11 protein-coding genes and 1 tRNA gene are annotated in these 13,840 nt (G+C 35.2%); 11 read left to right on the forward strand and 1 reads right to left on the reverse strand.

The window, feature by feature from the left end; translation table 11 throughout:
• Nucleotides 1-4: 4 nt before the first annotated feature.
• The 8 genes from V5J73_RS02070 (at nt 5) to V5J73_RS02105 (ending at nt 8,407) form a co-directional block, all read left to right on the forward strand.
• On the forward strand, nt 5-535 hold the full coding sequence (locus V5J73_RS02070) for a heavy-metal-associated domain-containing protein (RefSeq protein WP_338647273.1): 531 nt from the start codon (nt 5-7) through the stop codon (nt 533-535).
• On the forward strand, nt 535-1,344 hold the full coding sequence (locus tag V5J73_RS02075; protein WP_338647274.1) for a hypothetical protein: 810 nt from the start codon (nt 535-537) through the stop codon (nt 1,342-1,344). Before V5J73_RS02070 ends, V5J73_RS02075 begins: the two co-directional genes overlap by 1 nt.
• Before the next feature lie 88 nt (nt 1,345-1,432).
• Nucleotides 1,433-2,170: a DUF3347 domain-containing protein gene (locus V5J73_RS02080; protein WP_338647276.1), complete on the forward strand. Its 738-nt coding sequence runs from the start codon at nt 1,433-1,435 to the stop codon at nt 2,168-2,170.
• A 2-nt stretch (nt 2,171-2,172) separates the two neighbouring features.
• Nucleotides 2,173-2,733, forward strand: coding sequence for an AraC family transcriptional regulator (locus tag V5J73_RS02085; protein WP_338648649.1), 561 nt, complete (start codon nt 2,173-2,175; stop codon nt 2,731-2,733).
• Between the two features lie 106 nt (nt 2,734-2,839).
• Nucleotides 2,840-3,289 (forward strand): heavy metal-binding domain-containing protein, encoded by a 450-nt coding sequence (locus tag V5J73_RS02090; RefSeq protein WP_338647278.1) that lies wholly within the window; start codon nt 2,840-2,842, stop codon nt 3,287-3,289.
• Nucleotides 3,290-3,349: 60 nt separating this feature from the next.
• Nucleotides 3,350-5,926, forward strand: a complete 2,577-nt coding sequence (locus V5J73_RS02095; RefSeq protein ID WP_338647279.1) for a heavy metal translocating P-type ATPase — start codon at nt 3,350-3,352, stop codon at nt 5,924-5,926.
• Between the two features lies 1 nt (nt 5,927).
• On the forward strand, nt 5,928-8,159 hold the full coding sequence (locus V5J73_RS02100; RefSeq protein WP_338647280.1) for a multicopper oxidase family protein: 2,232 nt from the start codon (nt 5,928-5,930) through the stop codon (nt 8,157-8,159).
• Between the two features lie 176 nt (nt 8,160-8,335).
• A tRNA-Glu gene (locus tag V5J73_RS02105) sits at nt 8,336-8,407 on the forward strand.
• A 171-nt stretch (nt 8,408-8,578) separates the two neighbouring features.
• Here V5J73_RS02105 and V5J73_RS02110 read toward each other — a convergent pair.
• A complete protein-coding gene (locus V5J73_RS02110; protein WP_338647281.1) occupies nt 8,579-9,670 on the reverse strand; it encodes a hypothetical protein in 1,092 nt (363 codons plus the stop codon).
• Nucleotides 9,671-10,028: 358 nt separating this feature from the next.
• Here V5J73_RS02110 and V5J73_RS02115 point away from each other — a divergent pair, with 358 nt between their 5' ends.
• From V5J73_RS02115 to clpX, 3 genes are all read left to right on the forward strand, one after another.
• On the forward strand, nt 10,029-11,354 hold the full coding sequence (locus V5J73_RS02115; RefSeq protein ID WP_338647282.1) for a trigger factor: 1,326 nt from the start codon (nt 10,029-10,031) through the stop codon (nt 11,352-11,354).
• 409 nt (nt 11,355-11,763) lie between these two features.
• Entirely contained in the window at nt 11,764-12,438 is a 675-nt protein-coding gene (gene clpP, locus V5J73_RS02120; RefSeq protein WP_073351820.1) for an ATP-dependent Clp endopeptidase proteolytic subunit ClpP, read from the forward strand.
• 87 nt (nt 12,439-12,525) lie between these two features.
• Nucleotides 12,526-13,758: an ATP-dependent Clp protease ATP-binding subunit ClpX gene (clpX, locus tag V5J73_RS02125; protein WP_338647283.1), complete on the forward strand. Its 1,233-nt coding sequence runs from the start codon at nt 12,526-12,528 to the stop codon at nt 13,756-13,758.
• Nucleotides 13,759-13,840: the final 82 nt, after the last annotated feature.

Raw genomic sequence — 13,840 nt, forward strand, 5'->3', positions numbered from 1 at the left:
CAAAATGAAAAATATACATTTAAAACTCATTCTAATCGCTTGTTTGGTTTTAATTACAAGTGCAAAATCCTATTCTCAAATCTCAAAAGCTGAGATAATGGCAACAGGTTTAACGTGTTCTATGTGTTCCAATGCAATAAACAAACAACTGAAAGCAACCGTTGGTGTAGATAGTGTGAGTACGGATTTGAATACGAATACATTTACCGTTTATTTTAAAAAAGAAAGTAAAATAATGCCAAAAGTATTGAAAGCAGGTGTTGAAAAAGCCGGTTTTTTTATCGGTTCATTAGTAATTACAGTGCCAACAGAAAGCTTAAAAATGGCTGAGGATAAAACCATTTTACTAAACGGTTCTACTTTCGTTTTATTGGATGAAAAACTTAAAAATAGTAACGGAGAAACAAAAGTTAGAGTTTATGACAAAGGATATGTAACGCAAAAAGAACATAAAAAACTACTCAAAACGTTATCAAAAACAGCGTCATATTCCGCAGACAACGAAGACGATTACCATATTAAATCAGCAATTTAATGAGAAGATTTTTAATCGTATTTACACTATTTCTTATTCAAGGAATATCGGCTCAGGAGCTTTTTGTAGTTACTGATCCGGCAAGTAATGTTCCTTCAGGCTCATTAGGAATTCGTTTGGGACAATCTATTTTCAAAGAACAAATGAAGTCAGGTTATAGTTATCATATCATGCCTGAAGTCACTTGGGGTATCAATAAAAATTTGATGGTGAGAACCTCCATGTTTGTCAGCAATAGAAGCAATCAATTGGTTACTGAAGGCGCCAGTTTTTATACTAAATATCGTTTCCTGTCTACCGATGATTTGCAGAGTCATTTTAGGATGGCAGCTTTCGGTCGATATAGTTTCAATAATGCCGATATTCATCAGGAACAGTTAGAGATTATGGGACATAATACTGGTTTTGAAACAGGAATTGTAGCCACGCAACTTATCAAGAAAGTAGCGATTAGTACTTCGGTAAGTTTTGAAAAGGCTTTCGATAATAAGCCTGATTATAGTTTTCCAGTGGCGCAAAGTGATAACGCTACCAATTATACACTATCGTTTGGAAGATTGATGTATCCAAAAAAATACACTAACTTCAAGCAAACAAACATCAATACAATGGTTGAGTTTGTTGGACAGACATTAAACGAAAATGGAAAATCATATCTAGATATTGTGCCTTCTATTCAGTTTATTATCAATAGTCAAGCGCGAATTGATGTTGCTTATAGACAAGAACTATACAGTTCTATGTTGCGGTCTGCGCCAAATGGATTTTATCTAAACTTGGAATATAACTTTTTTAATGTTTCAAAATAAAATAAGTAAAAAACCTTACCAAACGAATTTTCAAAAAATAGCCATCAAATAGTCAAGCAATTTGCTACAATAATTAAATATATATTAAATGAAAAAAATAATCTTATCAATAGTCACATTAGCAGTAATGTGTGTTTCTTGTAACCAAAATAATAAAGAAACAAAAACCGATACAGCAGTAACGAACCAAGCAGGTGCTGAATTGTATTCATGTCCAATGCATCCTGAAATTACAGGCGAAAAAGGGAGTGAATGCTCTGAATGTGGAATGGAATTAACCGAGAAGGTGGCGCAAACAACCACGACTAAAAAAGAAGAAACAGTAGTTCCTGCGGGCCAAACTGTTGTGGAGACTCGCGGAATAATTAAAATTAGAAATACTAACAAAACAGCTTTTCCAACCGACGCAATAGTTCTGAATTATCTCAAAATTAAAAACACACTGACCAAAGACGATTCAAAAGGAACGGCAACTGCTGCAAAAACATTGATTACTACTTTAAATAGTACTAGTTCAACCTCTTTGGATAGCGATTCAAAAAATAGATATAATGCTATTTTGGCTGATGCCAAAGCGCATGTCAAACACATAGGTGATAATGCTGGAAAAATAGACCATCAAAGAGAATATTTTTCGTTATTGAGCAAAGATGTCTATGATTTAATAAAGGCTTTTGGAACACAACAAACGGTATATCAGGATTATTGTCCTATGTATGGAGAAGGCAAAACGGGCTATTGGATAAGTGAGACTAAGGAGGTAATCAATCCTTATTTTGGTTCTGAAATGTTAAATTGTGGTAGAAGAATAGCTATTGTTCAATAATGATGAAGCTTTACATCAAGAATATGGTGTGCAATCGCTGTAAAATGGTTGTGAAATCCGAGCTCGAGAAAATAGGAATATTTCCTGTTTCAGTTGAATTAGGAGAAGTCGAACTAGTAGAAAATTTTAAAGAGAATCAAAAGCAGGAGTTAGAGATAAAACTGCAATCGCTAGGATTTGAATTGTTAGAAGACAAAACAACGATACTTATAGAGAGAATTAAATGCCTCATTGTTGATTTGGTGCACCATCAAGAGAATGAATTAAAAATTAATTTATCACACTATTTATCGCAACAATTAGTACAAGATTATAGCACTTTGAGTAATTTATTCTCAGAAGTTCAAGGCATGACTATTGAGCATTATTTTATTGCTCAAAAAATCGAAAAAGTAAAGGAGTTATTAATGTATAAAGAATTAACTTTAAGTGAAATTGCAATTAAACTGAATTATACCGATGTAGCGCATTTGAGTAATCAGTTTAAAAAAATCACTGGCGTTACGCCAACTCATTTTAAAAAATTAAAAGAAAATAATAGATTGCAAATTGATGGGTTGTAAAATTTACAAATCATTTCCAAAATTCTACAACAAGTCAAAATATCAGGTCGAGTACCTTTGAACAGTAGAAATGAATCTTTAGTTTAATATTTTAATAATAGAAAAAATGAAAACATTAATTATCGTACTAAGCGTGTTCTTAGCAGTAAATTCAATGGCATCAGCTCAAGAAGCTGTGAAATCGTCCCAAAAGGAAACTCAAAAAGAAATGTATTCGTGTCCTATGCACCCAAAAGAGATGAGTTCTAAAGAAGGAGAGTGCAGTAAATGTAGAATGAAATTAGTAAAAACATTAAAACACGATACTTCAGGGAAAGGAAAAAAAACAGAAGTTGTTGCAAAATACGTATGTAAAATGGACGGAACAACTGCTGATAAACCAGGAAAATGTTCTAAATGCGGAATGAAAATGGCTCCTCAAGAAGTTAAAAATCCAATGTATTCTTGTCCGATGCACGCTAAAGAAATGAGTGATAAATCCGGAAAATGTCCAAAATGTGGAATGCAAATGACTCCAAAAGCAAGTGACAAAAAAGAACAGAATCATCAACATTAAAGTTTTTTAAAATCGGTTCTATACTTTTTATAGAACCGATTTTTTTTATAACTCAATATTATGAAACATACCTATACAGTCACTGGAATGTCTTGCGATGGTTGCCGTTCCAAAGTCGAAAAAACATTGAATGCTATTGAAGGGATTCAAGCGACACTTACTTTGGATCCGCCAATAGCAACGATAACAATGGATAAATACATTCCGACTACTAACTTACAAGAAGCTTTAACTGCTGCCGGAAATTATACAATCACAATGAATAATGAGGCTAATTCTCTTGAAGTAACTGAGAATTCAATCGCGAAATCGTGTTGTAGTTCTGTAAAAAAAGAGGAGCCCATAGCGAAATCGTGTTGCGGTTCAAACAAACAACAAGAGAAACCAATTGTAATTTTACCAGAGAATGCGCAAGGTAAATACTATTGTCCGATGCATTGTGAGGGCGAAAAAGTCTATGATAAACCAGGAAGTTGTCCGGTTTGTGGAATGGATTTGGTAAAAGCCCCCGAATTAACTGGTGCAAAAACAAGCTATACTTGTCCCATGCATCCAGAAGTTATCAAAGACGGACCGGGTTCGTGTCCCATTTGCGGAATGGATTTAGTACCAATGGAACCCACCGATTCTGAAGAAAACAAGGTGTACGATGACTTGGTTCGTAAAATGAAAATCGCGATAGTTTTTACAGTTCCTATTTTTATTATTGCCATGTCAGATATGATTCCGAATAATCCGATGATGAAAATCATGGATACTGAAAAGTGGAATTGGGTACAATTAGTATTGTCGCTTCCGGTAGTTTTTTATGCGTGTTGGATGTTTTTTGAGCGCGCTTGGAAATCTATTGTTACATGGAATCTCAATATGTTTACGTTGATTGGAATTGGTTCGGGTGTTGCTTTTCTGTTTAGTTTAGTAGGATTGTTTTTTCCAAATATTTTTCCAGATGAATTTAAAACGCATCACGGAACTGTTCACCTATATTTTGAAGCGACAACAGTCATATTAACCTTAGTTTTACTAGGCCAATTATTAGAAGCCAAAGCCCACAGCAGAACTAGTGGTGCCATAAAAGAATTATTGAAATTAGCGCCGACCGAAGCTATTTTAGTTAGCGATGGAAAAGATATGGTTATCTCGATTCACGACATAAAAAAAGGGGATTTGTTGCGTGTGAAACCAGGAGATAAAATTCCGGTTGATGGAAAAATAACCGATGGCGAAAGTACTATTGATGAATCGATGATTTCAGGAGAACCGATTCCAGTTGATAAAAAAATGGATGATGCTGTTATTGCAGGAACCATCAACGGAAACAAATCATTTGTGATGATTGCTGAAAAAATCGGTTCAGAAACCCTGCTTTCACAAATTGTACAAATGGTAAATGATGCCAGTCGTTCCCGAGCACCAATTCAGAAATTAGCCGATAGAATTGCGAAGTATTTTGTACCTATTGTTGTTATAACTTCCATAATTACCTTTTTTGTTTGGGCACAATTTGGTCCTGAACCCGCAATGGTTTATGGATTTATCAATGCCATTGCTGTATTAATAATTGCTTGCCCATGTGCTTTGGGATTGGCCACGCCCATGTCGGTGATGGTTGGTGTTGGGAAAGGAGCGCAATCGGGAGTTTTGATAAAAAATGCCGAAGCACTGGAAAATATGAACAAAGTTAATGTTCTAATTACTGATAAAACAGGAACGATTACGGAAGGTAAACCTTCTGTTGAAAAAGTATTTTCATTGAATAATGACGAAGATTCTTTGTTGCAAAGCATTGCTTCTTTAAATCAGTACAGCGAACATCCTTTGGCGCAAGCCGTAGTCACTTTTGCGAAAGCGAAAAACATTCCCTTAATCGAAGTCAAGGATTTTGAAGCGATTTCCGGTAAAGGAGTTATTGGCACAGTTACCAATAAAAAAGTGGCGCTCGGAAATAAAAAATTGATGGAGCAAGTGAATGCCAAAGTTTCGGCGGAATTAGAAAATCAAATTGTAGCCGAACAGAAATTAGGGAAAACGGTTTCTTACATTTCAGTGGACGGAGTCGTAGTGGGATTTGTATCGATAACTGACGCCATAAAAGCAACAAGCGCCGAAGCAATAAAAGAACTGATGCGCCAAGGAGTTGAGGTGATTATGCTAACGGGCGATAATGAAAATACGGCAAAAGCAGTGGCGACACAATTGAATTTAAGTTCGTTTAAAGCGGGTTGTTTGCCCGAAGACAAGCTCAAAGAGATTCAACGATTGCAATCCGAAGGGAAAATTGTAGCCATGGCAGGCGACGGAATTAACGATGCTCCGGCTTTGGCTCAAGCCGATATCGGGATTGCGATGGGAACTGGAACAGATGTGGCTATTGAAAGTGCTAAAATAACGTTAGTGAAAGGCGATTTGCAAGGAATTGTAAAAGCCAAAAATTTAAGTCATGCCGTTATGAAAAATATCAAGCAAAACTTATTCTTTGCCTTTTTCTATAATGTGTTGGGAATTCCAATCGCCGCAGGCGTTTTATATCCGTTTTTTGGAGTGTTGCTTTCGCCAATGATTGCGGCTTTGGCCATGAGTTTTAGCTCGGTCTCCGTAATTGCAAATGCGTTGCGATTGCGTAATTTAAAACTGTAAGATGAAAAGATATTTTATAATTATAATCGTGCTTTTTGCTTTGAATGTTAAAGCACAAAAAGTAGTTCGATATGATTTATATGTTCGGGATACGATTGTCACTTTTGGCGATACACCCAAAAGAGCAATTGCCGTAAACGGACAAATTCCAATGCCAACACTAACGTTTACCGAAGGCGATATTGCCGAAATTTATGTGCATAACGAATTAAATGAAGATACTTCACTGCATTGGCATGGATTATTTTTACCCAATAAAGAAGATGGTGTGCCGAATTTGACTCAAATGCCAATCAAGCCTAAAACGACGCATAAATATACGTTTCCAATTATTCAACACGGAACGCATTGGTACCACAGTCATACTGGGTTACAGGAACAAATTGGTATGTACGGTTTGTTTATCATGAACAAAAGAAATGAAGACCCAACCTTTAGAAAAGGAATAGACGATCTGCCAACAGTTCCAATCATTCTTAGCGAATGGACTGATATGAAACCAGAAAATGTACATCGGTTATTGCACAATGCCACGGACTGGTTTGCGATTCAAAAAGGTACCACGCAAAGCTATGCTGAAGCTATAAAAGCAGGACATTTCAAAACAAAGGTTACGAATGAATGGAAGCGAATGAACGCCATGGACGTAAGTGATGTGTATTACAATAAGTTCCTGATTAACGGGAAAAGTGAAAGTCAGCTTTCGCAATTTAAGGCGGGAGATAAAGTGCGGTTGCGGATTTCCAATGGTGGTGCTTCGACTTATTTTTGGTTGAATTATGCCGGCGGAAAAATAACCGTTGTTGCCAGTGACGGAAATGATGTGGAACCTGTTGAAGTCGACCGATTAATAGTTGCTGTTTCTGAAACCTATGATGTTGTTGTAACGATTCCTGCCGATAAAACGGCGTATGAGTTTTTAGTCACTTCGGAGGACAGGACCAAATCGGCTTCGTTGTATTTAGGAGATGGCATCAAGCAATTAATTTCACCTTTGCCTAAATTAAAGTATTTTGAAGGGATGAAAATGATGAACAGCATGATGAAAATGAATGGCGATTTAGATGATATGGGCATGCAAATGTCGCTCAACCAAATGGACATGAATGTGGTGATGTATCCTGAAATTACAGGAAGCAGTCAAAAGTCAAAAGCCGAAAGTCAAAAGGAAGCGGAACATGGTAACCACAATCAGTACGACTCTAATGCACTTTCGGAGATTACAACTTTGAATTATGCCATGCTGAAATCACCAACCAAGACAACATTGCCAAAAGATGCACCGGTGAAAGAATTGCGTTTTGAATTATCAGGTAACATGAATCGCTATGTGTGGAGTCTGGACAATAAAGTAGTTTCGGAAGCGGATAAAATTCTAATTAAAAAAGGCGAGAATGTCCGAATTGTACTCTTCAATGGCTCCATGATGCGCCACCCGATGCATTTACACGGACATGATTTTAGAGTGCTAAACGGAAAAGAAGCATACGCACCGCTGAAAAATATTATCGATATTATGCCGATGGAAACCGATACGATTGAGTTTAATGCAAATGTTAAAGGCGATTGGTTTTTTCATTGTCACATTCTCTATCACATGATGGCGGGAATGGGCAGGGTTTTTAGTTATGAAAATCAAGAGCCAAATCCTTTGATTCCAAATCCAAAATTAGCACAACGCAAATTATTCGCTGATGACAGAGCCTTTCATGTGATGGCCGAAAATGATTTTGCCACCAACGGGAATGATGGAATGTTGATGATTCAAAACACGCGTTGGAGTATTGGTACCGAATGGCGTTTGGGCTACACCAATCATCACGGGTACGAAACCGAAACGCATATTGGAAGATACATCGGGAAAATGCAATGGCTGATGCCGTTCATCGGTTTTGATTGGAGGTACCGAAAAATGGAAATGGGAGCAATGGAAGAGAATCTTTTTGGTCAAACCAATACCAAAGACAATCGCGCTGTTTTCAGTGCCGGAGTCGAATATACGTTGCCAATGCTCATCAAAGCACAAGCCGAAGTGTATACCGACGGGAATTTCAGACTGCAATTGGAACGCATGGATATTCCGGTTTCCAAAAGATTGCGTATGAATTTAATGTGGAATACGGACAAAGAATACATGGCGGGTTTGCGGTATATTGTCAAAAGAAATTTTGGGATTACCACGCATTATGACAGTGATATGGGAATGGGTTTTGGATTGAGTTTGAATTATTAAAGGATTTAAAAAAAATAGTTTGTTGCAAAAGGGATTCTTGTTTTTAGTAGGTTTATGATAATGAAGTGATTGTCTTTTACAGGTATTACAAAAACTATTTTTATTGGAAGGTTTTTGGGTTTGGCTTTGTGCATCTCAAAAATAGTGTTATTTTTGCACCCGAAACATTGAAAAATGGCCCGTTCGTCTATCGGTTAGGACGCATGGTTTTCATCCATGTAAGAGCGGTTCGATTCCGCTACGGGCTACAACTCATAAACAATTTTCTTAAAAGCCTCGAAAACTAATTTTCAAGGCTTTTTTTATTGGTTTTGGTTGTTGTATTATTTGCTCATTATTGTGGGCGCAAAGTCAGAGACATTTGCGCAGCTTATGCGATAAATTTATTCTTTGAAAGAACACTTTGTGGAGCTGGCTGGCTAGTATAAAGTTATCACTCTTAATTTTTTCTCTTTAGGAATGTATTCAAATACGATTGTTATTTTAATTGTTTTACTAACTTTATTTAAAAGTTCAATTATTATGACAAATTTTAAAACATTATGTTCTTTTGAAACGGTCATGTTATATATGTAATTGCTGTTGATTTTACTTTGGATAATATCAATTAATTCTTCTTTTGAATATGTGATTAAGTTTGCTATTTCTAGTTTGCCAGTTTTTTCGGTTTTTAAGTATTCGAGTTTATCTTCATTAATCTCAATTATCTCTATTTTTGAAATGAGTGGACTCATTGAATTTAATGAGAAATTTAAATCACATTCAAAACCTTTAATGATTTCTCGTTCGATTTTATAGGAAAGAAAGACTCCATAATATGACTCTTGTATGCTTTTGATTATAAAATTTGATTCTTCAAATTTATAACCCAAAATATTTATGTCTTCATTGTTATTTCTATCATCTTCGTGACTCATTATGATATTTTTATCTTGTTTTATAAAAATATTTACAAGCATTGTGGATAATAATGATTTAATAGGAGATTGGTTTGTTAAGTTGAAATAACCAATGAAAGATTGGACTTCTTTTAGATTTTCAATAAAATGATTAAATCTTTGATTTGATAAATTGTTAATGTAAACAATATAGAATTGAGTTGAATGTTTATATTCAATGTCTTTTAATTGACGGATTTCTTTGAAGAAATGATAATATAACATTTTTTGGTTTTCATTGGTACCTATGTAATCACCACAGAGTATACTATGAGAACTTTTCTCATCAAAAAGAGGAATTATATTATTAAATATTTCTTTACCATACCAATTATTTTTTATTTTAGAAGTGTCAAATATTAGTCCTATTTCTTTTCTGTCACTTTGAGGTATCAGACATTTTTTTAGTTTTGAATATTCTAAATTCTTGGATTTTAGAATATTATTTAGAGTGTTGAACATTTTAGTGATCTCTGAATGCATTATTTCATCATTTAGTTGGAAATATTCTTTAGTGATTTCTAATAGCATATTTCCTCTAGCATTCAATGTGTAAATAGTTTTCTCAATCATTATTTTGCAAGGGTATTTGTTTTTTGATGCTTAAATATATAAATAAATTATTACAAAATATTAAAGCGATTTTATATTCTTGAAAACCACGACCCGCGTGAAGGATGGCAGTGAAAATCCTTTTATGAAGCGCAGCGCAATAAAAGATTATAACGAACAGCCTGACCCGAAGTTGCTAGGAGGGACGACAGCGCCATCTGGAGGGACACGCCCAAATTATTTTCCTTTTCTAACCTCTGATTTTGTCAAATAACTGCCTAAAATTCAATCCCGAAGGTTCAGTACTAAAAAGCTTGTTTGGGTTGCAAAAATTTTATAATTTTGCAACCCAATTTTATTATGTAAATTAAAGAAGAAGATGGATATCAAAAGAGTAGCAATAGACGCTGTGAATGAAACAATTGTAATGACTGTTGTTCACATGGATTACAAAGGACAAGTTGCAAAAAGAATAAACGAAAAAATGCCTTTGGCAACTGTTAAGGGATTTAGAAAAGGAGCGGTGCCTAAAGATCTTGTTGAAAAACAATACGGTAAAAAAATCAAAGAAGAAGAAGTTCAGAAAGTGGTTGATTTAGCATTGGAGCGTTTTGTACAATCAGAAAGATTAAACCTTCTTGGAACGCCACTTCCTAAAGTAAACGAAAATTTTTCTTGGGATGCTGAAGAATTGGTTTTTGAATATGAAATTGGTTTGGTACCAAACTTCACTTTAGACTTAGAGGCTAAAAACGACATCGTAAAATATGTGGTTACTGCTGACGATAAATTAATCGACGGTCAAGTGGAAAGAATTCAAAAACAATTTGGAACTGCAATTCCTCAAGAGGTTGTTGCTGCAGATTCGGATGTGACAGGAACATTCACTAACGAAGAAAAAGGAATTAATAACGCTACCACTATTGCTGCTGATCTTTTCAAAGACAAAGCGACTTTTGACTTGTTCATAGGTAAAAAAGTAGGTGATGTAGTGACTGTAAATACGAAAGGTTTATTTGAAGACGACCACCAATTGATGGACGTGATGAAAGTAAGTCATGATGATGTTCACGGTTTAGATGTTGATGTAAACTTCACAATCGAAGCAATCAACACTGCTGAATTAGCAGAATTAAACCAAGAATTGTTCGATAAATTGTTTGGAGCTGGAGCAGTTTCTTCACTTGAAGAATTGAAAGCAAAAATCAAAGAGGATGCTGAAAATCAATTTGCACAACAAGCAGACCAAAAATTATTAGGTGATGTTACTGAGTTCTTAATCGAAAGCACAAAATTTGATTTACCAGCTGAATTCCTTAAAAAATGGTTGCAAACTGTTGGTGAGAAAAAATTATCTCCTGAGGAAGCTGAAGTAGAATATGCACGTTCTGAAAAAGGATTGCGTTTTCAATTGATCGAAGGTAGAGCAATGGCTCAGTCTGACATCAAAATCACTTTTGAAGATTTGAAAACATTCACTACAAAAAATATCCGTCAACAAATGGCGCAATTCGGGCAAACAAATCCTACTGACGAAGAAGTTCAAGGAATTGTAGCTAGAGTTTTGTCTAACCAAGACGAAGTGAAAAGACTTTCTGACCAAGTTGTTGCTGAGAAATTATTGGAATTGTTCAAAGAAAAAGCAAATCCTACAACTAAAGAAGTGACTTACGAAGAATTTATTGCTGCTTCTTACGGAGAATAAAGTATTGTCGTAAAGTCAAAAGTCATAAAGTCAAAAGTTGAAAAATGGGAATCAAATTTCGTTAGTTGTTTCAAATTTTAAGATTTTATTACAAAGACAAAACAATAAAAAATAGTTATATTTGAGCGTCAGAAAAAATATTTTTTGGCGCTCTTTTGTTTGAATTAATTTCAGGAGCTAATCCAGCTGTACGTTTCAAGTTTTTTCTTCCGTTTCTGTTTTTTAAATTCCTGCAAGAGCTTCTTCCAGTCGCTTTGCAAGAATAAAAAAACTAAAAAACGGAATTCAAAAAGCTTTTTACTTCCATCTGGGCTAAAAAATAAGACATATTGACATCATTTATAAAGAGGTATGACCTTTGCATTAAATGGAATCACAAGATATAACGTAAAACTTAGAACAAAAAAATATGAACTACGGTAAAGAATTTAAAAAATTTGCTACAAAGGACCACGGTGTAAACTCCATGTATTACGATAAAATCGTAGGCGCAATGACTCCTAAAAACATGACTCCATATATCATCGAAGAACGTCAGTTGAATATTTCACAATTAGACGTTTTCTCCAGATTGATGATGGACAGAATTATATTCCTTGGAACAGGAATTGATGACCAAATCGCAAACATCGTTCAAGCACAGTTATTGTTCCTTGAAAGCGCCGATGCTTCTAAGGATATTCAAATTTATTTGAATTCTCCAGGCGGAAGTGTTTACGCAGGATTAGGGATTTATGACACAATGCAATACATCAAGCCAGATGTAGCGACTATTTGTACAGGAATGGCAGCTTCTATGGGAGCGGTGCTGTTATGTGCAGGAGCTGCAGGAAAACGTTCGGCTTTGCCACATTCAAGAGTAATGATTCATCAACCATCAGGAGGAGCACAAGGAGTTGCTACTGATATGGAAATCAACTTACGCGAAATGTTGAAACTGAAAGATGAGTTATACAAAATTATCTCGCACCACTCCGGACAAACTTTCGATAAGGTTCATACTGATAGCGAACGTGATTATTGGATGATTGCTGAAGAAGCAAAAGCATACGGAATGATTGATGAGGTTTTAATAAGAGGATAAATTATTAGTCGAAAGTCAAAAGTCAGAAAGTCAAAAGCATTGCTCAGACTTTACGACTTTTGACTTTATGACATTAGACTAAAAGGAATGGCAAAAGTAGTATTAGAGTGTTCGTTTTGTGGAAGAAAGAAGCCAGAAACCAATTTATTGATTGCTGGAATCAATGCACATATTTGTGATAAATGTATCGAACAAGCTCACGGAATTGTTTTAGAAGAATTAAAATCCAGCGGAAGTTCAAAACTGGTTGGTGATTTGATTTTGAAAAAACCAAAAGAAATCAGAGCGTTCTTAGATCAATATGTAATTGGACAAGACCAAACTAAAAAAGTAATGTCGGTTGCGGTTTACAATCACTACAAACGTTTGATGCAACAGCAATTAGACGATGAGGTTGAGATTGAAAAAAGTAACATCATCATGGTGGGACAAACAGGAACAGGAAAAACATTGGTAGCTAAAACCATTGCAAAAATGTTGGATGTGCCTTTAGCTATTGTTGATGCAACAGTTCTTACGGAAGCAGGTTATGTTGGGGAAGATGTCGAAAGTATTTTGACGCGTCTTTTGCAAGCTGCTGATTATGATGTTGCCAAAGCAGAACGTGGAATTGTATTCATTGACGAAATAGATAAAATTGCTCGCAAAAGTGACAATCCGTCTATTACGCGTGATGTTTCTGGTGAAGGGGTGCAACAAGCATTATTGAAATTATTGGAAGGAACAGTTGTAAATGTGCCACCAAAAGGAGGACGCAAGCACCCGGACCAAAAATTTGTTGAGGTAAATACGCAAAACATTTTGTTTATCGCCGGTGGTGCTTTTGATGGTGTCGAAAGAATTATTTCAAAACGATTGAACCGTCAAGCTGTTGGTTATTCGACTTCAAAAAATGTGGATAACATTGACAAAGACAATTTGTTGCAATACATTATTCCAAAAGACATCAAAGATTTTGGATTGATTCCGGAGATTATTGGTCGTTTGCCAGTTTTGACACACATGGATCCTTTAGACAGAGAAACCTTGCGTGCAATTTTGACACAGCCTAAAAATGCGTTAATCAAACAATACGAGAAATTGTTTTTGATGGATGAAGTAACGTTTACTATTACAGATGAAGCCTTAGATTTTATTGTGGATAAAGCCTTAGAATATAAATTAGGAGCTCGTGGATTGCGTTCATTATGCGAAGCAATTTTAACGGATGCTATGTATGAATTGCCAAGTTCTGATGATAAAACATTAGAAATTGATGTGGAGTATGCTAAAGAAACATTGAATAAAAATTTATTGAAACGTTTGGAAATTGCATCATAAAAATTGCGATTTTCTCAAAAAAACAAACCTGTTCATTCATTTGAACAGGTTTTTTTATTTGTAAATTACACTATTTGTTATT

The organism is Flavobacterium sp. KS-LB2, assembly GCF_036895565.1.
Classification (GTDB): Bacteria; Bacteroidota; Bacteroidia; order Flavobacteriales; family Flavobacteriaceae; genus Flavobacterium.

What these genes read in the sequence shown, in the direction of transcription:
- V5J73_RS02070 (WP_338647273.1), top strand. Translation starts at nt 5, where the DNA reads ATGAAAAATATACATTTAAAACTCATTCTAATCGCTTGTTTGGTTTTA.
- V5J73_RS02075 (WP_338647274.1), top strand. Translation starts at nt 535, where the DNA reads ATGAGAAGATTTTTAATCGTATTTACACTATTTCTTATTCAAGGAATA.
- V5J73_RS02080 (WP_338647276.1), top strand. Translation starts at nt 1,433, where the DNA reads ATGAAAAAAATAATCTTATCAATAGTCACATTAGCAGTAATGTGTGTT.
- V5J73_RS02085 (WP_338648649.1), top strand. Translation starts at nt 2,173, where the DNA reads ATGAAGCTTTACATCAAGAATATGGTGTGCAATCGCTGTAAAATGGTT.
- V5J73_RS02090 (WP_338647278.1), top strand. Translation starts at nt 2,840, where the DNA reads ATGAAAACATTAATTATCGTACTAAGCGTGTTCTTAGCAGTAAATTCA.
- V5J73_RS02095 (WP_338647279.1), top strand. Translation starts at nt 3,350, where the DNA reads ATGAAACATACCTATACAGTCACTGGAATGTCTTGCGATGGTTGCCGT.
- V5J73_RS02100 (WP_338647280.1), top strand. Translation starts at nt 5,928, where the DNA reads ATGAAAAGATATTTTATAATTATAATCGTGCTTTTTGCTTTGAATGTT.
- V5J73_RS02110 (WP_338647281.1), bottom strand. Translation starts at nt 9,670, where the DNA reads ATGATTGAGAAAACTATTTACACATTGAATGCTAGAGGAAATATGCTA.
- V5J73_RS02115 (WP_338647282.1), top strand. Translation starts at nt 10,029, where the DNA reads ATGGATATCAAAAGAGTAGCAATAGACGCTGTGAATGAAACAATTGTA.
- clpP (WP_073351820.1), top strand. Translation starts at nt 11,764, where the DNA reads ATGAACTACGGTAAAGAATTTAAAAAATTTGCTACAAAGGACCACGGT.
- clpX (WP_338647283.1), top strand. Translation starts at nt 12,526, where the DNA reads ATGGCAAAAGTAGTATTAGAGTGTTCGTTTTGTGGAAGAAAGAAGCCA.